The following is a 22,228-nucleotide window of genomic DNA, read 5'->3' as shown; positions in this document are numbered from 1 at the left end:
AAAAGTGAAACAAAGTGAAAGAGTTTTTAAAAAGTTTAAGTTATGGCATAAGTGAAAATCAAGTTGCAAATGAATTTAAGCAGATTCTAAGAGAGCTTCTTGCCTCAAATATCTTAAAAGAATACAAGAAAAAATACTATCTTAATAATGGTTATGTTTTTGGAGAGCTTGATATATCAAGCAAAGGCACAGGCTTTTTAAGTGTGTATGATGAAAATTTTCCTAATGATTTATTGATAGAAAATAAACATTTAAAAGGGGCAAATTATAAAGATATCGTTGCGGCTAAATTGTTGCCACTTAAGAAAAAAAGAGCGAGCGCTAAGGTGATTTTAGTGCTTAAAAAGGCAAATGAAACTTCCATAGTCGTTACAAAAAAATACGGCGAAGCAGTGCTAGGGCTTAATATCAAAACAGGACTTAGCACCACACTTAAAGCCTCGCAAAAGTCTTTAAAAGCTCTTCCGCTTGGAAGTGTCTTAAAAATAGAAAATTCAAATAACGAAATTTTAGAAGTTTTAGGGCATATTGACGATGAAGCGGTTGATGAAAAAATTTCACTCGCTCTTTTTAATAAAAATAGCGAATTTTCCCAAACCTGCATAGAAGAATCTTTAGCTAATGGTGATTATGTCGATGCGAGTATGTATCCTAATCGCGTGGATTTAAGGCATTTAAGTTTTTGCACGATAGACCCTATCCACGCAAAAGATTTTGACGATGCGATTTATTATGATGTGGAGAAAAAAGAAATTTATGTGGCGATTGCCGATGTGAGTGAGTATGTTTTTGCTTATTGTGCGATTGATAAAGAAGCAAGACATAGAGGCTTTTCTATCTATTTTCCACACATTTCTATCCCTATGTTACCACGCCCCTTAAGTGAAAATATCTGCTCTTTAAAACCAAATTTAGACCGCTTGGTTTATTGTTTTAAAATCACTTTAGACAAAAATAATGAAGTGTGCAAAGAAGAGCTTTTTGAGGCTATTATCAATTCAAAAAGGCGTTTTCATTACGATGAAGTTGATGAAATTTTGGAGAAAAAAAGCGATTTAGGTGCAATTTCTTGGCTTCATAAGCTTTTTAGCCTCACGCAAATTTTAAGAAAAGAACGCCTTAAAAATGCCTTTGAATTTAAGACCGAAGAATTAAGAATGTTTTTAGACGAAAATTTAAGCCTAAAAAGCACCTTTTATGAGAAAGATACACCCTCGCACGGCTTGATTGAGGATTGTATGCTTTTGGCAAACAAGGCTGCAGCTAAAATGCTTGATGAAGTGGGTGTATTTAGAAATCACGCCCCAGCCGATAGCAAGAAAATCGACAAACTTTTAGAAGAGCTTAGTTTGTTAGGCATTGATGTCAATTATAAAAATAATCTTAGTGAGTTAATACGCGATGTCCAAGCCTTAGCCGATGAGCTTGACATTAGAGCGCAGGTGGATAAGCTCATCATTAAAGCACAAAAAAAGGCTTGTTATGCAAGTGAAAATGAGGGGCATTTTGGGCTTGGCTTTGAAAAATATACGCACTTCACCAGCCCCATTAGAAGATATTCTGATTTAATTTTACACAGACTTTTAAAAGCGAAGCAAAAAAATGATTCTAGGCTTTATGAATATTTACTTTTAAATATACAAAGCACTTGCGAAAGTTTAAGCATACTTGAAAGAGAAGCGGATAAGGTCGCTTATGATTTTATGGATAGGAAATTTGCAAGGTGGGCAAAGCGTAATGTTGGTAAAATTTTTAACGCCTTTATTAGTGAAAATGATACACTTGACATCGCTAAACTTGACGATGAGATTAAGGGGGCGAAGCTTATTTTAGAGCATAATAAAAGCAATCTTTTGCAAAAAGTTAGAGTGCAAATCATAGACGCAGACATCATCGCTGCGAAAATTTTTGGGCGTGTTGTCGAGGAGCTTTGATGTATAGAAGAGACTTGCAAAAAGCTTTAGAAAATAAGAGCTTTTCTAATTTTTTCTTGCTTTATGGTGCAGATAATTTTCAAACCGAGCTTTATGGAAATTTTATTAAACAAAAATACAACGCAGAAGAAAATTTAAAGCTTTATTTTGAAGAATACGATTTTGCTAGGGCGTGCGATTTTCTAGCACTTGGCTCACTTTTTAGCTCCAAAAAGCTCTTAAATTTAAAATGCTTAAAAAAACCAAGCGCAAAGGAATTAAAAGCTTTAATCGCACTTTGCAAAAATAATGCGGATAATTTTTTTCTACTAGAGCTTTATGATGAGGGTTCGAAACAAAGTGAGCTAGAAAAAATTTTTGAAAATTACTTTGCGAGATTTTTTAAAATTTCAAATCCTAAAGAGGGAATTGAGCTTTTAGCCATAAAAGCTAAGGAATTAAATGTAGAAATCACCCACAACGCTCTTATCGCACTTTTTTCTAGCTTTGATGAAAATCTTTATCTAGCTGCTAGTGAGCTTAATAAATTTGTTGGCTTAAGGGTCGATGAAAATACCATTAAGCAGTATTGTTACAGCCTTGCTTTAGTGGGATTTGATGAATTTTTTGACAAGCTTTTAAAAATGCAAAATATAAGAGAAGAGCTAGAAAAAATTTTAGAAAATTTTAACGAAATCGCCCTTATCAACTCTCTTTCAAGTTCATTTTATAAACTTTTCAAAATAGCCATTTACGCTAAAATTTATGGGAAAATTGATTTTAAGGATTTATTTGGCTATACGCCTCCGCCTCAAGTAGGGCAAAATTTAAGCGGACAAGCTTTTAAGCTTAATTTGACGCAATATAAAGCAATTTTTAATCTTCTTCTTAAAAGCGAGTATGAAATCAAAACAAACCCAAAACTCAGCAAAAAAGAATTTTTACTCGCAAATTTGCTTGAACTTCAACGCGTTTTGAAGTGATTTTTCATAAACCAAAGATAAGCAAAATCAAGCAATGGAGTGCGAATTTGCTTTTTAATAAATTCCTCAAATTCCACCACTTTTACATAAATGGCTTCAATTTGCTCCCCATCAACGCCCCCACCTTGTGCGATTTTATCTTCCTCATCAACCACAGCAAAATAAAAGCTTTGCTTACTTACCCCAGAGCCAAAACCTGTGTAATAATCGCCAATTTTTTCAAGCTTTTTTGGCAAAAAGCCAAGCTCTTCTACACACTCTTCTTTTGCTATCTCTTCTAAGCTCAAATTTTTATCCACAAGTCCTGAGCAAAGCTCTATGGTATAACCCATATTTGCATTTTCTTTATAATTTTCATCGTGTGTTTGATGATACCAAAGGGGGATTCTAAACTGCCTCACAAAAATAAAACTTTCTAAACTTTTATGATACAAAAGCACCGAAACGCTATCTTTTGCCTCGATAAAATCCCAAGTATAATTTTTACCCTTACTTTCATAAGCAAAACGCTTAGGTTTGATGTAGATAGAAGGGGTAAATGGCAATTCTTTTAAATTTTTAAATTTCATTTTTGAACCTCCTGTTGCGGTATGGGGCTTAAGAAATTTTCATTGATTAAAATATCTACGATGTCCTTAAACATAGGCAAAGCACTTTGTGCAGCATAGTAACTATAAGGCTTAGTTGGGTTTCTCACTAAAACGCCTATGGTGTAAGCATTTGTCGCATCATTTGCAAAGCCAAAAAATGAAGAATTGTAGCGATTACTCGTATAGCCTTTTCTCTCAGCTATCCTAGCCGTTCCCGTTTTACCGCCTATGATAACCCCCTCCGTTCTAGCTCTTCTTCCCGTGCCTTTCTCTATCACATTGATAAGAATTTGTTTCATTTCATTAGCCGCTTTGCTTGAAAGAATTTTTTCTTGTTTAACTTCATCATCTAGCATTGTCCATTTAGCATTTTGATAAAATTTTTCTGCTAAACGCGGGGTGATATAAATTCCGTCATTATTAAAGACATTATAAGCCGCTAAAAGCTGCATAAAAGTCGTTTTTAGCCCATAACCATAACTCAAAACAGACTTTTCTATCTCCCTCAAACGATTAGGATTAGGCAAATCGCCACTTTGCTCATAAGGCAAATCCACCCCACTTTTCTCTCCAAATTTAAAAATTTTAAGTCCTGTGATGACTTCTAAATTGCTCATTCTTTTAGCGATTTGTATCATACCGACATTTGAAGAAAGTGTGATAACCTCCTCCATACTCATCTTATCTTTTTTGTGGTCATCACTAATGGTAAAACGCCCAAGTTTATACTGCCCCCCATAAGTCTTAATCACTTCATCAACTCTAAGCTTACCAAGCCTTAAGGCTGTCGTAAAAATAAAAGGCTTTATAACAGAACCTGCCTCATAGCCATACTCGATAGCACTTGCATTTAGCACGGATAAATCCTTGCCTCGATTTTGCGGGTCGTAACGCCTCGAACTTGCCAAAGCTAAAATTTTACCCGTTTTGCTTTCCATAACACCGACTATAATTTCATTTGCCTTTAAATCGGCATTTCGCTGGTCTATGGCTTTTTCTATATTTTTTTGAAGCTTTAAAGAAATATTAAGATACAAATCACAACCATTAATTTTTCTTTGCTGGATAGAATTTAAATTTAAAATGATATTTCCACCCACATCTTTAAGTCCTTGAATTTTTTCATCTTGCAAAGGCGTCAAACATCGTTCATAATATTTCTCCAAGCCTTTAACACCAATGTTTCTTAAGATATTATTTTCTTTATCCAAAATCACACGCGTATAACCTATGGCTGGAGTTAAAGCACTCATAGAAATATAATTTCTATCTTCTCTATGCTCTATAATGCTAAGTCCTCTTGTCTCCACGCGTCCATTATTATTTGTAAAAGCTTTAAAAAAGCCTTGTATATAAAGCTTTTTCGCTAAATCTTTAAGATAACTCGCCTGTTTAGAATTTAAATCTGAAGCTAATATGAAATTATAATTTCTCTTTTTTCGCGTTTGCATACGCTTTTTAATTTCTGCCATTTCTTCATCATCAAAACCACTATAAATTTGAAAAAGCTTTAAAAAAAGTTCCATTCTATCTTTTTTAAGACTTCTTAAATCAATCTCGGCTCTATAAATTTCACGAGAACTTGCTATAGTAAAATTATCTTTTGTGATGATAGAGCCTCGTAAAGCGAGGCTGTATTGATTTTTTTCTGTATTTGGAATGTAGCGCTTTGAAGTTAAAAAAAAGGTTGAGCTTAAAAAAATAATCATAAACAAAAGTGCCATACAATATGCAAAGGCGACTTTTGAAACCCTATTTTTCTTATACTCTTGCATTAAGGTTTAAATTTGGGTTCTTGTGATTTCTTTATAGGCATTGATTGCTTTATTTCTTACCTCAAGCATAAATTTCATACTGCTTTCCGCTTTTGTTATAGCGATAGCAGCTTGGTGCAAGTCTTTTACCTGCCCTGTGGCAATATCCGTCATCGCCGCCTCGCCCTTCTCTTGAGTGGTATTTAAATCCTCAATTTCATTTTTAAGCATTTTAGCAAATTCATCACCTATATTTTTATCTTGAGCATTGTTATTTGCTTTATTTGCCAAAGTGTTAAATCTAAGCTCATTTATACTATTCATCTTTCATTATCCTTTTAAAATATCAATCGCACTTTGTGCTATGGTCTTTGCACTTGTAAAGGCGCTTACATTTGCCTGATAAGCTCTTGTTGCCTCTATCAAATCCGCCATTTCAATGACAGGATTTACATTTGGAAAAGCCACATAACCCTCAGCATTTGCATCGGGATGACTTGGGTCGTATTTCATACGAAAGTCCTTATCATCACGCACAACCTTATCTACAACCACGCTCATAATTGCCGGCTTAGCTTCTTCAGGTGAGCTTGGGTCATTTAGAGGATTTTCATATTTTAAGAAATTGTTATTTTCATTGATTTGCTTATTTAAAAGCGCATTAAAATCATTTGCTTTAAAAATAACTTCTCTTCTGCGGTAAGGTCCACCCTCTGCCGTGCGTGTTGTTTGAGCGTTCGCAATGTTTGAACTTATAACATTCATTCTAAAGCGTTGAGCGCTTAAGCCATAACCGCTAATATCAAAATCACTCAAGTATGCCATAATTTACCTTTAACTTAATTTAGAACTCGCATCAACAATGGAGCTAAAAATATTACTCTGTCTTCTTAAAACCCCATCAAGAGCAGTAATCATCACCGTGTTTTTACTCATTTCAGTCGTTTCAACATCTAAATCCACAGTGTTGGCGTCATTTCTAGCCAAGTGTCCGTCCCTTAGATAAATGGTTGATTTACTAGGGTCTGGAAATTTCCAAGGCTCTTGATGCTTCTCACTTGTTTGAGCTAACTCAAGTTCTTGTCCATTATCTTTTTTAAAAATTTCATTTGCTCTACGCACTAAAGCGGTTTCAAATTCCACATCTCTTGCTTTATAAAAAGGAGTATCCACATTTGCAAGGTTTGAATTGATAAGTTGATTTCTCAAATTTCTACCCGCTAAAGCACTTGTTACAAGCTCTTTTGATTTAAATGGAGTTATCATCTTTACACCTTTCTATAAACTTTTAAGTAGATAAGCAAATATCGTTCCAATTTGCCTTAATCAATATATCTTTTTTCTAAATCTTTAAAAAATTCTATCCTTCTATCTCTTAAAAATGGCCACCATCTACGCACATCTTCACTTCTTTTTTTATCTAGCTCCACACAAACACAAAGCTCACTTTTAGAATCGGCTTTAAAAATTTCTTCGCCTTGAGGACCATACACAAAGGAATTTCCCCAAAATCTTATCCCCTTTTGCGCTCTACTTTTATCCTCCTCAAAACCCACGCGATTAACCGCCACGACATAAAGTCCATTCGCTATGGCGTGAGCCTTTTGAATTCCAAGCCAAGCATTAAGCTGCCTTTCTTTTTCTACCTTTTCGTCTTCATCAAACCACCCTATAGCCGTAGGATAAATTAAAATTTCTGCCCCCTTTAAAGCCATAATCCTAGCTGCCTCAGGATACCACTGGTCCCAGCAAATCAGCACCCCAAGCCTTCCCACGCTCGTATCAATAGGCTCAAAGCCTAAATCTCCGGGAGTAAAATAAAATTTCTCATAAAAACAAGGGTCATCTGGAATGTGCATTTTTCGGTATTTACCAGCTATGCTTCCGTCTTTTTCAAAAACCACGGCTGTGTTGTGATAAAGCCCCGCACTGCGTTTTTCAAATAATGAAGCAATTAAAACCACTTCATTTTTCTTTGCCACTTGCGCCCAAAATTTCACATCGTTTTCATAATCTTTTGCCAAGTCGAAATTTGCTACATTTTCACTTTGACAAAAATACTCACTTTGATGAAGTTCTCCCAAGCACACAAGCTTCGCGCCTTCTTTTCGTGCTTTAGTGATTAAATCACAAGTTTTTTTTATCGTTTTTTCTTTATTTTCGTGGAATTTTTGCTGAATTAATGCGATTTTCATATCCTCTGCCCTTCTTCATCTTGGTCATCATAAGGGTCAAGATGAATGTGAATTTCCCATTTTTGTTCCTGTGAAATTTCTCTTATAGCCTGTTCTATTTCATCGGAAATTTTATGGGCGTTTAAAAGTGAAATTATGGGACAAAAAACCAAATGAACACTAATGTAGTTTGTACTTGGTGTTTTTCTTGTTTTAAGATTGTGAAAAGAAACGACTTCTTTATGATTGTCAATTAAGAGCTTAATTTTTTCTAAAATTTCCTCATCTAAAGCCTCGTCCATCAAGAAAGCTAAGGCTTTTTTGATAATCTTGCTCGCACTAAAACTTGTGTAAAAACTCACAATAATGCCAAAAATAGCATCAATGATATGTAAATTTGTAAAATAAATTAAAACTAAGGCAACTAGAGTGAAAAAATTACTCAAAAAATCGCTCTTATAATGCAAACAATCGCTTTCCACTATCAAACTTTTTGTTTTTTTTGCCACAAAAGACAGGTAAAGCACAAGTAAAGAAGTTACAATCAAAGCGAAAATCATCACAGCCATACCCGAATTTAAATCACTCACAACTTCCTTATGATAAATTTTCATCACGCTTTGATAAAAAATGAAAATTCCCACAGCGACTATAAAACAACCCTCCAAAAATCCCATTAAAGCTTCTATCTTGGAAAAGCCGAAATTATAATGTTCGTTTGGTTTTTGCGAAGATTTCTTAAGCGCTAAAAAATTAAATGCAGAAATGGCAAAATCCATCATCGAATCAATCGCACTCGAAAGCACAGCCACAGAACCGCTTAAAATCCCCACGACAAATTTAACAAGTGCCAAAAAAAAGGCGCAACAAGTGGCTATTATTGTCGCTTGTTTAGCTAAATCCATCTTTTTCCTTTAAAGCGATTTTGACAAGAGCAATGCAAAGAGCCATTTTGTCTTAAAAAAACCCTTGCATCCACGCCGACAACCTCACGATTTTTAATGTGATTTTGTAGTCTCTCACGCACTATTTCATCGTTTTCATCACCATAAAAAGGCACAATAAGAGCATTATTAACAAAAACAAAATTTGCATAAGTTGCCCCAAGTCTTCGACCCTCATAAAATAAAGGCTTTGGAATAGGAAGAGGGACAAGCTTAAATCCTGTTTTCATAAGCTCTTCCTCCATAGCTTTTAAGGGCAAATAATGCTCATCTTTTTCGTCTTCACAAATGCAGTAAGCTATGGTATTTTCATCGATAAAACGCGCCAAAGTGTCAATGTGTCTATCTGTATCATCACCCTTAATAAAGCCATTTTCAAGCCAGATGATTTTTTTAAGTCCAAAATAGTCCTTAAGTTTTTCTTCAATTTTTTCCTTGTTTAAGTCTTTGTTGCGATTAGAATTTAATAAACAATAAGAGCTTGTAAGCATTACTCCAACGCCGTTAAATTCAATACTACCGCCCTCTAAGATAAAATCGCATTTTTCAAGTTTAGTTTGGAATTTTTCTTTAAAAATCTTGTCATTTAACGCATTATCTAAAGCACTTTGAAATTTGTCCCCCCAAGCATTAAAAGTAAAATTAAGAGATTTTAATTTCCCATTTTCTAGCACATCAATCGCTCCAAAATCCCTTATCCAAGTATCATTTGTTTCACATTTAAAAAATTCTACATTTTTAAATTCTTTAAAAGGGGCAAAATCCTCATCATTTGGTGCAATTAATAAAAGTTTTTCAAACCGACTTGCACACTTTACAAAGTCTTTATAAGCCTCGATAATCTCACTTAAATAAGGCTTCCAGTCCGTATTTTTATGCGGTAGAGCAAGCATAAGGCATTCTTGCTCACTCCACTCAGCGATTGAATTTATCATTTACATACCTTTTTTGATAATAAAAAGCGAATTGTAACATTTTATAAACTTTTGTCAAGCATCGCTTAATACTATCCTCTTTAAGCCCCTAAAATAAAACAAATTAATCCCATCCTCATAGGCATAATCAAGCTTCATATTATGACTTTCAAGTATGGTATTGACAATGTATAAACCAAGTCCAAAGCTTGACTTTTGCTTTGAGCCTTGCGTAAAAGCTTGCATGTAGTATTCTAAAGTATTATTTAGCTCATTTCCCCTATTTTTAAAGCAAATATAATCTTCCATAATGTCAATTTGCACGAAACCATCAAGAGAATGCTTAATGCCATTATCTATCATATTTTTAATTGCCGTAGTGAAAAGTTTAAAATCAACATTGACAAAAAAGCTTTCCCCCATAAAAACGCGTATATTGTTCTCATCACGCATAGAAATTTCTTTCGCTTCGTCTAAGATATCTAAGATATTATATTTCTTGCGATTAATGAAAGCTGCCCCTGAAGTAATTTGCTCAATCGCCGCAAATTCGTTAATCAAAATTTCAAGGCGGTTAAATATCCCCTCAAGTCTTTCTTTATACTTATCATCTTCAAGCATTTCAAGTGTGATAAGTCCTTTTGTGATGGGAGTTTTAAGCTCGTGCATTATATTTCTTAAAAAAAACTGGCGGGATTGATTGAGTTTGATAATTTGCAAAATAGCCCGGTGAAAAGCTTCAGCAACTTGTGAAATTTCATCATTTCCCGTGCTTACATCTTCGATTTCATTAAGCTTACCTTGTGCAAATTTATCGATTTGCTTCTTTAAGGTTCGTAAAGGTTTTAATTTTCTTAATATAAAAAAATAAAGCAAAATAAGCACAACGAAAACAGCCGCTCCTATGGCTTTAATAATAAAATAACGATAAGTTTGATACTCTTGGTCCCTATAAAGATAAATTTCTTCATTATAGACGATGTTAAGATAAATTTCATCTTTATATGAGATGATTTCCACCCTGCCCTTATCCACCGCAACCTTTTCTAAAATTTCTCCCTGTTTTGTGATAGCTTGAAGCTCTTTTACATCATCAATCTTTATCATTTGATTGTAATTTTTAGTTTGCTCTTCAAATTCCTTTTCATTAATCATTCCATTAAGTTGTAAAAGCTTAACATTAGCAATGAGGGAGTATTTAGCATTAAGCTCTCTTGTGTAATTTTGCTGGTCATAAGCCATAAGCCATAAAAAGCCAAGAGTTACACTAACTCCGGCAAAAAGAAAAATGAAAGTTATAGTATAAAAGATAGATGAGCGGTTCATTGTGTAAGTTTATAGCCTATACCGCGTATAGAGTGGATATATTTAGGCGTTTTAGGGTCATCTCCCATTTTTTGGCGTATGCGAGAAATGATAACATCAATGCTTTTATTAGAACTATCCTCGCTAATGCTAGAGCAATTATATACAAGCTCCTCGCGACTTACCACTCCGCCCTCTTTTTTTATCAAATAACTTAAAATATCAAATTCCGCATTTGTGAGTGTGAGTTCCTCGCCCCTCATCGTAATGATATGCTTATATTGGTCATAAACCAAGTCTTTTACGCTTTTTGCGATTGCATTTTTTGTATGACAAATGCGTCTTAAATGGCTCTTAATGCGAGCTTGAAGTTCTTTTGGATTATAAGGCTTAGGCAAATAATCATCTGCCCCAAGCTCCAAAGCATTAACTTTATCGCTAATATCGTGTCTGGCACTTGAAATAATAATAGGCGTGTCATATTTTTTACGAATTTCCTCGCACACTTCAAGTCCGTCAATCCCCGGCAATGATAAATCAAGTATGATAAGCTGATATTCTTTTAAAGCAAGTTTTGAAAGTCCTATATAAGGCTCGTGAGCTATATCGACTTTCATATCAAATTGTTCCAAATACTCCGCCGTGATTTCAGCTAATTCTAAATCATCTTCTATCATAAGAATATTAGTCATTTTACTCCTTTGACTAAAATAAAAAATTCTAAAATAAATTTCATAACAAAAAGAAAACGCCTATTTTAACACAAGCAAAGTTATCACACCTCCGCGATATACCCAAATTTTAATCCACGCATTTTTTGCTTGATTTTTCAAAGTATTTTGCAAATCTTTAAGGTCTTTTACCTCACTCTGCCCTACAGCTATGATAATATCACCTTCTTTAAAGCCAGAATCTTTAGCTTTACTTTTCGCCTCCACACTCTCAACTAAAATTCCATTTATCTCACTTGGCACTCCAAGACGCGCTTTTAAATTCGCATCTAAAGCTCTTAATTTTAAGCCCTCTATCAAGCTATCCTGCACCCCTTTTATTTCACTCATCTCATCGCCTTTCAAGACGAAACTAATTTGATTTTCCTTGCCATCTCTTTCGTAGAATAAAGAAATTTTTTGATTAGGCTCGAGTGTGCCTATGTAATTTTTTAAATCATTTGGACTTTTAATGATTTTATCATTAACCCTTAAAACCAAATCCCCTCTTCTAAGCCCTGCTTCATCAGCAGATGAGCCTTTTTGCACATCGGTGATGAGCGCACCCTCGCTATTTTTATACACTTTTTTACTATCGCCCTTTAAAGCCGCTATGCTAACGCCCAAAAAGCCTCTTTCGATTTTACCTTTTTCTATAAGCTTTTTCGCTACATCTTTGACCATATTTGAAGGTATGGCAAAACCTATACCATTATTTCCCCCACCACGCGACAAAATAGCCGAATTTATCCCCACTAAAGCCCCCCTAGTATCTACTAAAGCACCGCCTGAATTTCCGGGATTAATCGAAGCGTCCGTTTGGATAAAATTTTCATATTGATTTAAGCCTATATTGTCTTTATTAAGTGCTGAAATAATGCCACTTGTTACGCTAAAGCCCACACCAAAAGGATTCCCTAAAGCAAATACCACATCACCTTCCATTAAGTCGTCTGAGTTTGAAAAACTCACAGCTGAGAGATTATTTGCCTCTATTTTAATCACAGCCAAATCCGTCTTTGGATCTTTTCCTATCAACTTAGCCTTATACTCCACATCGCTTTGCGGCAAGGTTACGCTTATACTATCAACATTTTCTACCACATGATTATTTGTAACGATATAGCCGTCTTTTGAGATAATCACACCAGAGCCGATACTTGCAACAACCTCTTTTTCATTTTGCCCTCTTCTTTGAAAGGGGTCAAAGCCAAAAAATTGCTTAAAATAAGGGTCATCAAAAAAATCATCAAAAGGCGTATTCATTCTAGTAACAGTTTTTGAGGTTGAGATATTAACAACGGATTTTTTAACCTCTTTAATAGAATCTTGATAGGAAAGTAAAACTCCATTTGCAGGATTTACTCTTTCAACCTTAGAATTAATTTCATTAAATTCCACACTCGCTGCACATAAAAAACTCGCTAAAGAAAGCGATAAAATAACTTTTCTCATTATATTCTCCTTAAAACTTAGCTTGATAGTATAAAACTCAATCTTTAAAAATTTGTAAATGAAACCTTGAGCGTAAAAATTTATTAAACTTGATTGACTAGGACTAAACTTTATGCTATAATTGCGACTTTAATTTTTAAGGAAAAGTAATGAATAGTCTTTATGAAACACTTGGAATCAATAAAAATGCTAGTAGTGATGAGATTAAAAAAGCTTATAGACGCCTAGCCAGACAATACCACCCAGACATTAATAAAGAAAAAGGTGCAGAAGAAAAATTTAAAGAAATCAACGCCGCTTACGAAATTTTAAGCGATGAAAAAAAACGCGCTCAGTATGATAGATATGGAGATTCTATGTTTGGAGGGCAGAGCTTTAGCGATTTTTCTAGAAATTCTGGCGGAATGGATTTAGATGAAATTTTAAAAAATATATTTGGCGGAGGGGGTTTTGGTGCAAGTGGCTTCGGAGGAAATAGTAGCTTTGGCAGTGGAAATTTCGGCGGTTTTGGCGGTGGAGGATTTGGAGGCTTTAATCAAGACGCTCTGGACTTAAGTGCAAAAATCACCATACCTTTTGAAACGGGAATTTTAGGCGGAGAACATAGCATTAATTTTAATGGCGAGACGATTAAAATCAAAATTCCTCACGGAATCAAAAGTGGCGAAAAGCTAAGAATTCGTGGCAAGGGCAAGAAAATCGGCTCACAAGTGGGGGATTTAATCGTTAAAGTTAGTTTGGAAAAAAGTGAGCTTTATGAGCGTGATGAAGATGATTTGACAAGAAAGCTAGACATTAGCTTAAAAACAGCACTTTTTGGCGGAAAGATAAATCTTAAAACTCCAAAAAAAGAAGTCAGCATCAAAATCCCTCCAAATTCTAAAAATGGACAAAAAATTCGCCTTAAAGGCTATGGGGTGCAAAATAGGAAAAGTGGAATTTTTGGCGATTTATATCTCATTTTAAATGTGCTTTTACCTAATGTTGAAGACTTAGATGAAAATGCGCGTCAAATTTTAGAAGAAAAACTACCTTAAGGGAGCAACAATGCAACACAACTATGATGAACCAGTTTATTTAATCAGTGTCGTGGCAAAAGTTTTAAGCATACACCCACAAACACTTAGACAATATGAAAGAGAAGGGCTTGTAGAGCCTAGCCGAACCGATGGTAAAATTAGGCTTTATTCCCAACGCGATATTGATAGAATCAAGCTTATTTTAAGACTTACTCGTGATATGGGCGTGAATTTGGCTGGGGTCGATGTGATTTTAAAACTTAAAAATCAACTGAGTGAATTTGAAGCTTTGATTGATGAGCTTCGCTTAGAACTTGATAAAAGAGATAATAATGGCAAATCAAAAGCTGTAGTCAAACACAAAAGTAGTTTTGACTTAATTTTTTACGAGAAAAATTAATGGGTGATTTTTTAGAAGTTTTTTTAATCACAACAGGACTTGCTGTTGTGCTAAATGTCTTTTTTAAGAGATTTGAAATTCCTACAATTATAGGCTATATTTTAGTCGGTATCATTATATCGTATGCTTATAGTTTCAATGGCAGTGCCGAGCTTTCTCACATCGCTGAATTTGGCATTGTTTTTTTAATGTTTACCATAGGGCTTGAGTTTTCTTTTACGCATTTAATGGCAATGAAAAAAGAGGTTTTTTTAAACGGCTCTTTGCAAATGCTCATTTGTGGCTTGGTTTGCTTTTTGCTTGTGATGGGAATTTTAGAACTTGGTGGGAAAGTCGGTATCATTGTAGGCTTTACGCTTGCACTTTCCTCCACAGCAGTAGTGCTTAAAATTTTAAATGATAATGGCGATATAAAAGAACGATATGGAAGAAAGGCATTGGGGATTTTACTCTTTCAAGATATCGCCGTTATCCCCCTTTTGCTTCTTGTGGATATTTTCTCATCAAATCATCAAAATATAACGCAACTTATCTTCACCACACTCATTAGTGTGGTTATTTTACTTGGTTTGCTTTATTTGATAGGAAAATACCTTATCAATAGAGTTTTTCGCTTTGTTATCCGTGCGTCTTCAAATGAACTTTTTATTTTAACCATACTTTTCATTGTGATGGGAGCGAGTTTTTTGGCACATTATTTTGGCTTTTCTTACTCACTTGGGGCTTTCATTGCTGGGGTTTTGATTGCAGAGACTAGATATAAGCACAAAATAGAAGCGGATTTGGTGCCTTTTAGAGACTTGCTTTTGGGGCTTTTTTTTATCACGGTTGGAATGCAAATTGATTTTAAAATTGTCTTTGAAAATTGGGATATTATCTTTATCTTAACCTTACTTGTTGGGCTTTTAAAATTTGCAGTAATTTTTGGACTACTAGCTCTTTATAATCCAAAAAAAGTTGCGATAAAAACAGCTTTTAGTATCGCACAAATAGGGGAATTTGCCCTAGCAATCTTTTCTCTTTTACAAGCAAAAGAATTATTAGATGCCCAAACAGCACAAATTTTAATTGTCGTTTCCATCATCACTATGGTATTAACACCCTTTGTTTTAAATAATATTAGAAAAATTTCAAATGCCGTTGAAGATATGATACAAAATAATGAAAATGTCCAAATTCCAGCTCAAAGCTCTACGCTAAAAAATCATATTGTGATTTTTGGCTATGGAGTTATAGGGCAAGAAGTCGTGCAGAAAATCAAAAATACAGGTGTGCCTTATCTTGTTTTAGAAAGTGATTTAAATTTGGTCGAGCTTGGACTAAGTAGAGGTGAAAATGTCTATTTTGCCAATGCAGCCCAAGAAGAAACGCTTAAAATCGCCAATATTAAAGAATGTGCAGTCGCCATCATCACAATCTCTAACGAATCTAAGCTTACAATGCTACATCAAGCCTTAGAAAGTTATGGGAAAGTTGATATTGTAATTTTTACAAATAATGTCTCCAAAAAACTCTTTTATTCTAAAATCGACAAAAATGTCGAAATTGTGCAAACGGAAAGAGTATTAGCAAGAGCTTTAATCAGTGCTGCACTTGAAAAACGCATTAGTAAAAATGTTTAAGGTATAAAATATGGCTTTTGACAAAGAAAAAAGTTTAAGAGTTAAATACCTAAGAAATTTAGAAAAATTTGCCAATGCTGCGATGAGTTCTCTCAAAAAAGAAAATTTTGACCCACAAAAATTTGAGGAAAGAATGCTAAAAAACACAAGTTTTTTTAAAAAAGATGAAATGGTAATTTTAAATTCAACTTACGCAAAAAATTTACAAAGCTTTGTTAATGCTTGTTTGGATTTTAACAAAACAAAAGAAGAATTGCTCAGCCTTGCAAATGCCTTAGACAAGCAAAAAAAACAAAGCTCAAAAAAAGAAAAGCATAAAAATTATCTAAAGGAATTTTAATGATAAATGTATTTTTTGATATGGATGGCACTTTAATCGACAGCGCAAATGCCATAAGTGCCGCAGTCAATGAAATAAGAGCTGAGTTAAATCTTAGCCCACTAGAACGAGAAAAAATAATGCAAATCATCAATACTCCACAAATTGATTGGGCAAAAGAGCTTTACGAAATCAAAAATTTCAACCACTCAAGCTTTAAAGAGGGATTTGAAAAATACTTCATCAAGCATTATCAACAAAGTGTCGTGCTATTTGATGGGATTATGGAGCTTTTGGACTTTTTAAAAAAGCAAAATTGCTATCTCGCCATAGCCACAAATGCCCCGCAAAGCTCACTCACACGCATTTTGGAAAAACATAATATCTTGCATTATTTTGACAAAATTTTAGGCGTAAGCGTAGGGATAGAGCCAAAGCCAAGCCCGATGATGTTAAATTTATTAAAAGAAGAAGCGCCTTATCAAACAAGCCTTTTTATAGGCGATAGTGCCAAAGATAAAGAAGCAGCACAAAATGCCAAACTAACTTATTATCACGCTAAATGGTATGCTAAAGATTTGAAAGAAAATGAATTTAGTAATGCTGAAGAATTGCTAAATTTCTTAAAAAATCATTTATAAAGAAAGGTTAAAATAATAAAAATTTTCTAAAAGAGTGCATAATGAAAGAATTACTTATCGAAATTCTCACAGAAGAACTTCCAGCTATCCCCTTTCTTAAGGAACTTCCAAATATCAAAGGAAAGTGGGAAAAACTTTTAAAAGAATACCACCTAGAAGCAGAATTTGAGTTTTACTATACACCACGCCGTTTAGTTTTTTTTCATCCAAGTTTTAAAACAAGACAAGAAAATCGTTTGGTAGAATTTATAGGTGCACCCAAAAATGTCGCTTATAAGGATGGGAAACTAAGCCCAGCGGGACTTAGCTTTATACAAAAAGTCGGCATTGACGAAGCGGAAATTTGCTTTAAAGAGATTAAGGGTAAAGAAGTTTTATATTATCAAAAAGAGCTTGAGGGTCAAGAAAGTAGCGAAGTTTTAGGCGAGATGGTAGAAAGCTTTTTAAAAAGTCTTCATTTTGGTAAAAGTATGCGTTGGGGGGTGCATAAATTTGAGTTTATCCGTGCTATCCGTAATATCGTTTGCATTTTGGATGAAGACTTGGTTAAATTTCAAAGCTATGGAGTGCAAAGCTCTAAGCAAACTTTTGTGCATAGAAGCGTAAGCTATGAGGCTTTTAATTTTAAAAATGCAAGAGAATATTTTAAACTTTTGGAAGAAAATTTTGTCATACTTGACCCTCAAAAGAGAAAAGAAAAGATTTTAGAAAGCCTTAAACTCATAGAAACAAAAGAAAATTTAAGCATAGCAGAGGATGAAGAACTTTTAGAAGAAGTTATCGCCATAACAGAGTATCCAACCGCCCTACTTGGAAGCTTTGAAAGTGAATTTTTAGAAATTCCAAGTGAAGTTATCATCACATCAATGCGAGAAAATCAACGCTATTTTGCCACCTTTAGCGAAAAAGGACTGAGTAATCATTTTGTGGTTGTCAGCAACGCCGTTTGTAAAGATTATTCTAAAATCATACACGGCAACGAAAGAGTGCTTCGCGCAAGACTTTCTGATGCGATGTTCTTTTATAAAAACGACTTGCAAAATGGTTTAGAGCCTGAAAAATTAGGCAAAATGCTCTATCTTGATTCTCTTGGCACAATGCTAGATAAAGTCGAAAGGGAAAAGGCTTTAGCGCTCATTTTATGTAAATTTCTCAACAACGACAAGCAAGAAGCTATCCTTAAAGCTGTGCATTTTTCTAAAGCCGATTTGGCGACGCAGATGGTTTATGAATTTACAAATTTACAGGGCATTATGGGGTCTTATTATGCGGATAAAATGGGGCTTAACTACGAAATTTCCCTAGCGATAAAAGAGCAATATCTGCCAAACTCAGAGCAATCTGCTCTTCCAAGTAGCGAATTTTCCAGCATTGTTGCTCTTGCTTATAAATTTGACACCCTACTTTCACTTTTTTCCATAGGTAAAATTCCAAGTGGCACGAAAGACCCCTACGCACTAAGAAGAGCAGCAAATGGAATTTTAAAAATCCTACTTCATCTTGGTAAAAAATTTGACTTAAATGCTTTTTTAAATGAAGCTTCTAAGCATTACAAAAGCTTTGATTTAGGCACGCTTTATCATTTTATTTTAGAAAGAATTTATACTTTTTATGAGGTTAATCCCTCTTTCATCAAAGCTGTTTTGAGTGCAAAAAATAGCGACCTTATCCACATAGATTCTGCCATAAAAGCCTTGATAGAGCTTAGTCAAAAAGCTAGTTTTAATGAGAATTTTTCCACCTTTAAACGCCTTGCAAATATCGCTACAAAGATTACAAATTCCATAGATGAAGCATTATTTGAAAACGAAGCTGAAAGAAAGCTTTATAGTGCTTTTAATGAAAGCTTAAAAGTGCAAAATCTTAAGCAAAAATTAGAAAGCTTGTTTGCCCTTAAGCCTTTTATCGATGAGTTTTTTGAAAAAGTAATGATAAATGCGGAAGACGAAAAGCTTAAAAATAATAGACAAGCCCTTGTTTTTGCGATTTATAGCGAATTTTTAAACATTGCCGACATTAAGGAATTAAGTCTGTGAAAAAGCTTATTTTACTTGCACTTTTTACGCTCTTTTCTTATGCTACCACAAATTTAGAGCTTGTCAAAGGTCAGACTTTATTTTTAGAATTTAATAAAGAAAATTTGAAAGAATTAAAAATCAAAGATAAAAATTTGCCCTTTTTTACCCATCCAAAAGATACAAATAAAGTTCTTGCTATTTTTTCCCTACCTTATAAAAATCCTGCCAAAATGACAGAAATCAAAGCAATTTATAAAGATAATTCTAGTGAAATTTTTCGCATTAAAACCCTAGAGGGAGCTTATAAAAGTGAAAAAATCGTCGTCCAAGCCCAAAAGGTCTTTCCCCCACAAAAAGTGCAAAAACGCATACAAGAAGAGCTAAAAGAGGCAAATGCTATCTACGCTCAATTTACCCCCCAAGCTTTATTTGACGGCTCTTTTATAAAACCTATAGATAGCTTCATCACAAGTTCTTACGGCAAGGCAAGAGTTTTTAATGAAAAGCTTGCAAGTTATCACAGCGGCACAGACTTTAGAGCTGCCATAGGCACAAAGATAAAAGCGGCAAATTCTGGCATAGTAAGACTGGCTAAGGATAGATATTATGCAGGCGTTTCCGTGATAATAGACCACGGATATGGAATTTACACGCAATATTACCACCTCTCAAAGCTTAATGTCAAAGTGGGAGAAAAAGTTAAAAAGGGGCAAATTGTGGGACTTAGCGGAGCAAGTGGCAGGGTGAGTGGTCCGCATTTGCATTTTGGAATTTTTGCAGGAGGAAAGCAAATTGACCCCTTGGATTTTATGCAAAAATTCAATCATCTCTTTTAATGCTCTTTAGCGAATTTTTTGAAAAATGGCTTCACGAAAATTATTATAAAAATGCCGTTTTTGTCGGTAAAAAGGGCGATTTTTATACGGCTGTGAGCGTGGGAGAGCTTTTTGGAAGCTTGTTGGCAAATCATTTCTTAAATCTTGTCGATGAAGAAATTCTAAAGCCTCCCTTACAAATTGTCGAAATAGGTGCAAATGAGGGCTATTTGAGCCGTGATTTTTTAAGCGCCTTGGTCAAAATTCGTCCAAGCATTTTTGAAAAGATTGAATTTTTCATCATAGAGCCTCACGAAAAACTGCAATTTCTACAAAAACAAAACTTAAAAGGTGTGGAATTTAGCCATAAAAAGACGCTTAAAGAATGCCATTTTCAAAACGCCTTTATATTTTGCAACGAGTTATTCGATAGCTTCGCTTGTGAGTTAATTGATAATGACAAAATGGCTTTTGTTGAGGATTATAAACTCATCTTTAAGCCCATAAATCCCACAATCAAAAAAGAATGTGAGCTTTTAAATTTACAAAAAGGCGAATTTAGTCCTCATTTGTCAAATTTTTTTAAGGATTTAGATGAAGCTTGTGAGCGCTTTGTCTTCGCTGGGTTTGATTATGGAGAGTTTTTACCCCATCGTTTTAGCTTAAGAATTTATCAAAATCATCAGCTTTACGGCCCTTTTAAAGCCTCTTTAAAAGAGTATTTTGGCAAGAGCGATTTGACTTATAATGTAAATTTTACACATTTAAAATATCTTATCGAAAAGCATCACTTCAAGCTTTTAAATCTTAAAAAACAAAATCAAGCCTTACTTGAATTTGACTTTGAAAACCTAATCAACCAAAGCGACAACAAAGAAAAACTTCTCGTTCAAGCCAAGCATTTATTTTTCAATTTTGACGCGAAATTTCACTTTTTTGAATTTCAAAAGTGAAATTTTGTAAAGAAGTGTTAAACAAAAACCTCATCATAGCCACAAAAGATGGGGCTATCGTCCTTGAAAAGGAGGCTTTTTAAATTCTTTTTTAAGCCTTGGTATATCAAAAAAAAATAAAATTTGATATAACCTCCCAAATACCACTTTTTATGGGCATCCATTAAAGCCTGTCCTAGTTTATAAGTAAAACACTGCTTTTCTCTTAAGCCTTCTTCGTAGTCAGGGTAGCTTTCAAGTGGTGGCAAGACTGCATTATACTTCACTTCTTGCTTATGCAAAATCTTAATGCTAAATAAAACAAAAGGTAAAAGTATACCCCCCCCCCCCCCCCCGCTTTTAGAGCCATTTATCATCGCTTTGCCAAGTTTATAAGCTAAATGATTTTGCACTCTCATCTTAGCACTTGAAAAAGTTTTTAAGTGATGAAGCCTAGATTCTAAATGAGAAATTTGTGCCTTAAGTGCGTTTGTGTCGCCTTGTGTTTTAAGCATGTATTCCTCTATGACTTCTTTGTAGTTTTCAAAGGGTGAGATTAAATGCGAAAAATCATTTTTAAAATCCACTTTTTCATCGACTAGTTCAAAAAATTGTCTCTCATTTTTCACAAGTAAAAAATTCACCACACAAGCTTTGGGCAGGGTATTAGGCAAGTCATCCACCACAGTGCTTTCATAAGAAAATTCATTTAAAGGTAAATTGTTTTATTATAGCTTATGCTCGTGCTATCATCTACCACAAAGTCCTCATAAAGCCAATCAAAATTACTATAAGAGCGGAAATTTTTCACTAGCTTTTTATTTTGATTTTTAAAGACCATACTGAAATAGCTCTGACACATAGTCGTAAAGTCAAAAAAGCTTTTTTTAGGTGACGGGTAAAGCGTATGAACGCCTAAAATTTTATAGCCTAGATATTCTTTTGGAAAAGTGATTAGCTCTTCATTTGAAAGCTCGACATATTTTTCTTTATAAGTTAAATCTTTAAAGTCTTTAAGCGTGGCATTACCCATTAAAGTCATAGGGCTTACGACCTTAAAAAGAGTAGGACTTTTGACCTTAAGCTTTCTTTTAGAAAGATGAAAAGAATTTACATTTAAGGCTATGTTTTTGCCTAGCTGATACATCAAAGAAGGCAAAAGATGAAAAGGATCTAAGGGTGGAGTGCTAAAAAAATGAAAAGAGCCACTTTTAATCATCTCGCTATGCAAATCTATCAAATTAAAATCATAAAAGCGAGCTAACTTTTTGTGTAGCTATGTAAGAAAAGTGCCACTTTTCTTTGCATTATCACTAAGGCATCTTGGCTCAAAAAGAAGCAAGACTAAAATTTTCTTTTTTAGCAAGTAAAGCTCTTCATAAAGATAGTGCATATATTTTGCTATCTTGTAGTCAAGCCTTTCCATAGCAAAAGCCATAGTTGTATCCATCAAATTAACCTCCAAAATGATTAAATCTGCCTTTTTGATAAGTGTCTCATTTCTTTTAAGCTCGTAAATTTTATGTACACTGTCTGTGCCTCCTAGGCTAAGATTATGAAAATCCACGCTAGGCTGATTTAGCCCAGCTCCTAGTCCAAAAGGCACTCTAGAGTTGGAAGCTCCTAGCAAGATGATGGTTTTTTTATCCAAGCAATTATCCTTTAAGTAAAATTAAAAAAAATATATTATATAATTCGGAGAATTATAAAAAAATAAAAA

General features: G+C 34.3%; 24 protein-coding genes. 10 read left to right on the top strand and 14 right to left on the bottom strand.

Translation table 11 applies throughout. The features are described from left to right. The first annotated feature begins 14 nt into the window (after positions 1-14). Together CHELV3228_RS04445 and CHELV3228_RS04440 are read left to right on the top strand one after the other, a co-directional pair. Complete coding sequence (locus CHELV3228_RS04445; protein WP_082199717.1) at positions 15-1,934, top strand: RNB domain-containing ribonuclease; 1,920 nt, start codon at positions 15-17, stop codon at positions 1,932-1,934. Next, complete coding sequence (locus CHELV3228_RS04440) at positions 1,934-2,896, top strand: DNA polymerase III subunit delta (RefSeq protein WP_082199716.1); 963 nt, start codon at positions 1,934-1,936, stop codon at positions 2,894-2,896. The genes CHELV3228_RS04445 and CHELV3228_RS04440 overlap by 1 nt, the downstream gene beginning before the upstream one ends. Here the strand turns inward: CHELV3228_RS04440 and CHELV3228_RS04435 are convergent. From CHELV3228_RS04435 to htrA, 11 genes are read right to left on the bottom strand one after another with little or no spacing between them, the layout of a single operon-like run. Beyond that, a complete protein-coding gene (locus CHELV3228_RS04435; protein ID WP_082199715.1) occupies positions 2,878-3,465 on the bottom strand; it encodes an NUDIX hydrolase in 588 nt (195 codons plus the stop codon). The two genes, CHELV3228_RS04440 and CHELV3228_RS04435, sit on opposite strands and share 19 nt — an antisense overlap. Beyond that, complete coding sequence (locus tag CHELV3228_RS04430; RefSeq protein WP_082199714.1) at positions 3,462-5,261, bottom strand: peptidoglycan D,D-transpeptidase FtsI family protein; 1,800 nt, start codon at positions 5,259-5,261, stop codon at positions 3,462-3,464. Before CHELV3228_RS04430 ends, CHELV3228_RS04435 begins: the two co-directional genes overlap by 4 nt. A gap of 6 nt (positions 5,262-5,267) precedes the next feature. Continuing rightward, positions 5,268-5,564 (bottom strand): flagellar hook-basal body complex protein FliE, encoded by a 297-nt coding sequence (gene fliE / locus CHELV3228_RS04425; RefSeq protein WP_082199713.1) that lies wholly within the window; start codon positions 5,562-5,564, stop codon positions 5,268-5,270. 6 nt (positions 5,565-5,570) lie between these two features. Beyond that, positions 5,571-6,065, bottom strand: a complete 495-nt coding sequence (gene flgC / locus CHELV3228_RS04420) for a flagellar basal body rod protein FlgC (RefSeq protein ID WP_082199712.1) — start codon at positions 6,063-6,065, stop codon at positions 5,571-5,573. A 9-nt stretch (positions 6,066-6,074) separates the two neighbouring features. Then, positions 6,075-6,506, bottom strand: coding sequence for a flagellar basal body rod protein FlgB (gene flgB / locus CHELV3228_RS04415; protein ID WP_082199711.1), 432 nt, complete (start codon positions 6,504-6,506; stop codon positions 6,075-6,077). 56 nt (positions 6,507-6,562) lie between these two features. Next, complete coding sequence (locus CHELV3228_RS04410; RefSeq protein WP_082199710.1) at positions 6,563-7,435, bottom strand: N-carbamoylputrescine amidohydrolase; 873 nt, start codon at positions 7,433-7,435, stop codon at positions 6,563-6,565. Continuing rightward, entirely contained in the window at positions 7,432-8,319 is an 888-nt protein-coding gene (locus CHELV3228_RS04405; RefSeq protein ID WP_082199709.1) for a cation diffusion facilitator family transporter, read from the bottom strand. The genes CHELV3228_RS04410 and CHELV3228_RS04405 overlap by 4 nt, the downstream gene beginning before the upstream one ends. Next, positions 8,310-9,293 (bottom strand): agmatine deiminase family protein, encoded by a 984-nt coding sequence (locus CHELV3228_RS04400; protein WP_082199708.1) that lies wholly within the window; start codon positions 9,291-9,293, stop codon positions 8,310-8,312. Before CHELV3228_RS04400 ends, CHELV3228_RS04405 begins: the two co-directional genes overlap by 10 nt. Before the next feature lie 54 nt (positions 9,294-9,347). Then, positions 9,348-10,598, bottom strand: a complete 1,251-nt coding sequence (locus CHELV3228_RS04395; RefSeq protein WP_082199707.1) for an ArsS family sensor histidine kinase — start codon at positions 10,596-10,598, stop codon at positions 9,348-9,350. Beyond that, a complete protein-coding gene (locus CHELV3228_RS04390; protein ID WP_082199706.1) occupies positions 10,595-11,269 on the bottom strand; it encodes a response regulator transcription factor in 675 nt (224 codons plus the stop codon). Before CHELV3228_RS04390 ends, CHELV3228_RS04395 begins: the two co-directional genes overlap by 4 nt. A 60-nt stretch (positions 11,270-11,329) precedes the next feature. Beyond that, on the bottom strand, positions 11,330-12,742 hold the full coding sequence (gene htrA, locus CHELV3228_RS04385; RefSeq protein ID WP_082199705.1) for a serine protease HtrA: 1,413 nt from the start codon (positions 12,740-12,742) through the stop codon (positions 11,330-11,332). A 149-nt stretch (positions 12,743-12,891) separates the two neighbouring features. Here htrA and CHELV3228_RS04380 point away from each other — a divergent pair, with 149 nt between their 5' ends. The 8 genes from CHELV3228_RS04380 to CHELV3228_RS04345 are packed head-to-tail and all read left to right on the top strand — an operon-like array spanning position 12,892 to position 20,529. Continuing rightward, positions 12,892-13,779, top strand: coding sequence for a DnaJ C-terminal domain-containing protein (locus CHELV3228_RS04380; RefSeq protein ID WP_082199704.1), 888 nt, complete (start codon positions 12,892-12,894; stop codon positions 13,777-13,779). Positions 13,780-13,789: 10 nt separating this feature from the next. Beyond that, on the top strand, positions 13,790-14,161 hold the full coding sequence (locus CHELV3228_RS04375) for a heat shock protein transcriptional repressor HspR (RefSeq protein ID WP_082199703.1): 372 nt from the start codon (positions 13,790-13,792) through the stop codon (positions 14,159-14,161). Continuing rightward, the gene (locus CHELV3228_RS04370) at positions 14,161-15,783 is read left to right on the top strand and encodes a cation:proton antiporter (RefSeq protein WP_082199702.1); all 1,623 of its coding nucleotides are present in this window, start codon (positions 14,161-14,163) and stop codon (positions 15,781-15,783) included. The genes CHELV3228_RS04375 and CHELV3228_RS04370 overlap by 1 nt, the downstream gene beginning before the upstream one ends. A 10-nt stretch (positions 15,784-15,793) precedes the next feature. Further along, complete coding sequence (locus CHELV3228_RS04365; protein ID WP_082199701.1) at positions 15,794-16,123, top strand: hypothetical protein; 330 nt, start codon at positions 15,794-15,796, stop codon at positions 16,121-16,123. Next, complete coding sequence (locus CHELV3228_RS04360) at positions 16,123-16,743, top strand: HAD family hydrolase (RefSeq protein ID WP_082199700.1); 621 nt, start codon at positions 16,123-16,125, stop codon at positions 16,741-16,743. The genes CHELV3228_RS04365 and CHELV3228_RS04360 overlap by 1 nt, the downstream gene beginning before the upstream one ends. A gap of 41 nt (positions 16,744-16,784) precedes the next feature. Continuing rightward, positions 16,785-18,779, top strand: a complete 1,995-nt coding sequence (glyS, locus tag CHELV3228_RS04355) for a glycine--tRNA ligase subunit beta (RefSeq protein ID WP_082199699.1) — start codon at positions 16,785-16,787, stop codon at positions 18,777-18,779. Next, positions 18,776-19,597: a peptidoglycan metallopeptidase Pgp3 gene (gene pgp3 / locus CHELV3228_RS04350; protein ID WP_082199698.1), complete on the top strand. Its 822-nt coding sequence runs from the start codon at positions 18,776-18,778 to the stop codon at positions 19,595-19,597. The genes glyS and pgp3 overlap by 4 nt, the downstream gene beginning before the upstream one ends. Beyond that, complete coding sequence (locus CHELV3228_RS04345) at positions 19,597-20,529, top strand: SAM-dependent methyltransferase (RefSeq protein WP_082199697.1); 933 nt, start codon at positions 19,597-19,599, stop codon at positions 20,527-20,529. The genes pgp3 and CHELV3228_RS04345 overlap by 1 nt, the downstream gene beginning before the upstream one ends. A gap of 17 nt (positions 20,530-20,546) precedes the next feature. On the opposite strand, the gene CHELV3228_RS04340 is transcribed toward CHELV3228_RS04345, so the two are convergent. From CHELV3228_RS04340 to CHELV3228_RS04330, 3 genes are read right to left on the bottom strand one after another with little or no spacing between them, the layout of a single operon-like run. Next, the gene (locus tag CHELV3228_RS04340) at positions 20,547-21,191 is read right to left on the bottom strand and encodes a hypothetical protein (RefSeq protein WP_082199696.1); all 645 of its coding nucleotides are present in this window, start codon (positions 21,189-21,191) and stop codon (positions 20,547-20,549) included. A 26-nt stretch (positions 21,192-21,217) separates the two neighbouring features. Then, positions 21,218-21,748 (bottom strand): hypothetical protein, encoded by a 531-nt coding sequence (locus CHELV3228_RS04335; protein WP_082199695.1) that lies wholly within the window; start codon positions 21,746-21,748, stop codon positions 21,218-21,220. Between the two features lie 36 nt (positions 21,749-21,784). After that, positions 21,785-22,159 carry a hypothetical protein gene (locus CHELV3228_RS04330; RefSeq protein ID WP_082199694.1) on the bottom strand — a complete coding sequence of 125 codons (375 nt, stop codon included), beginning with the start codon at positions 22,157-22,159 and terminating at the stop codon, positions 21,785-21,787. Positions 22,160-22,228: the final 69 nt, after the last annotated feature.

It is taken from the genome of Campylobacter helveticus (genome assembly GCF_002080395.1).
GTDB lineage: Bacteria > Campylobacterota > Campylobacteria > Campylobacterales > Campylobacteraceae > Campylobacter_D > Campylobacter_D helveticus.
This window is presented reverse-complemented; position numbering and strand designations above follow the sequence as displayed.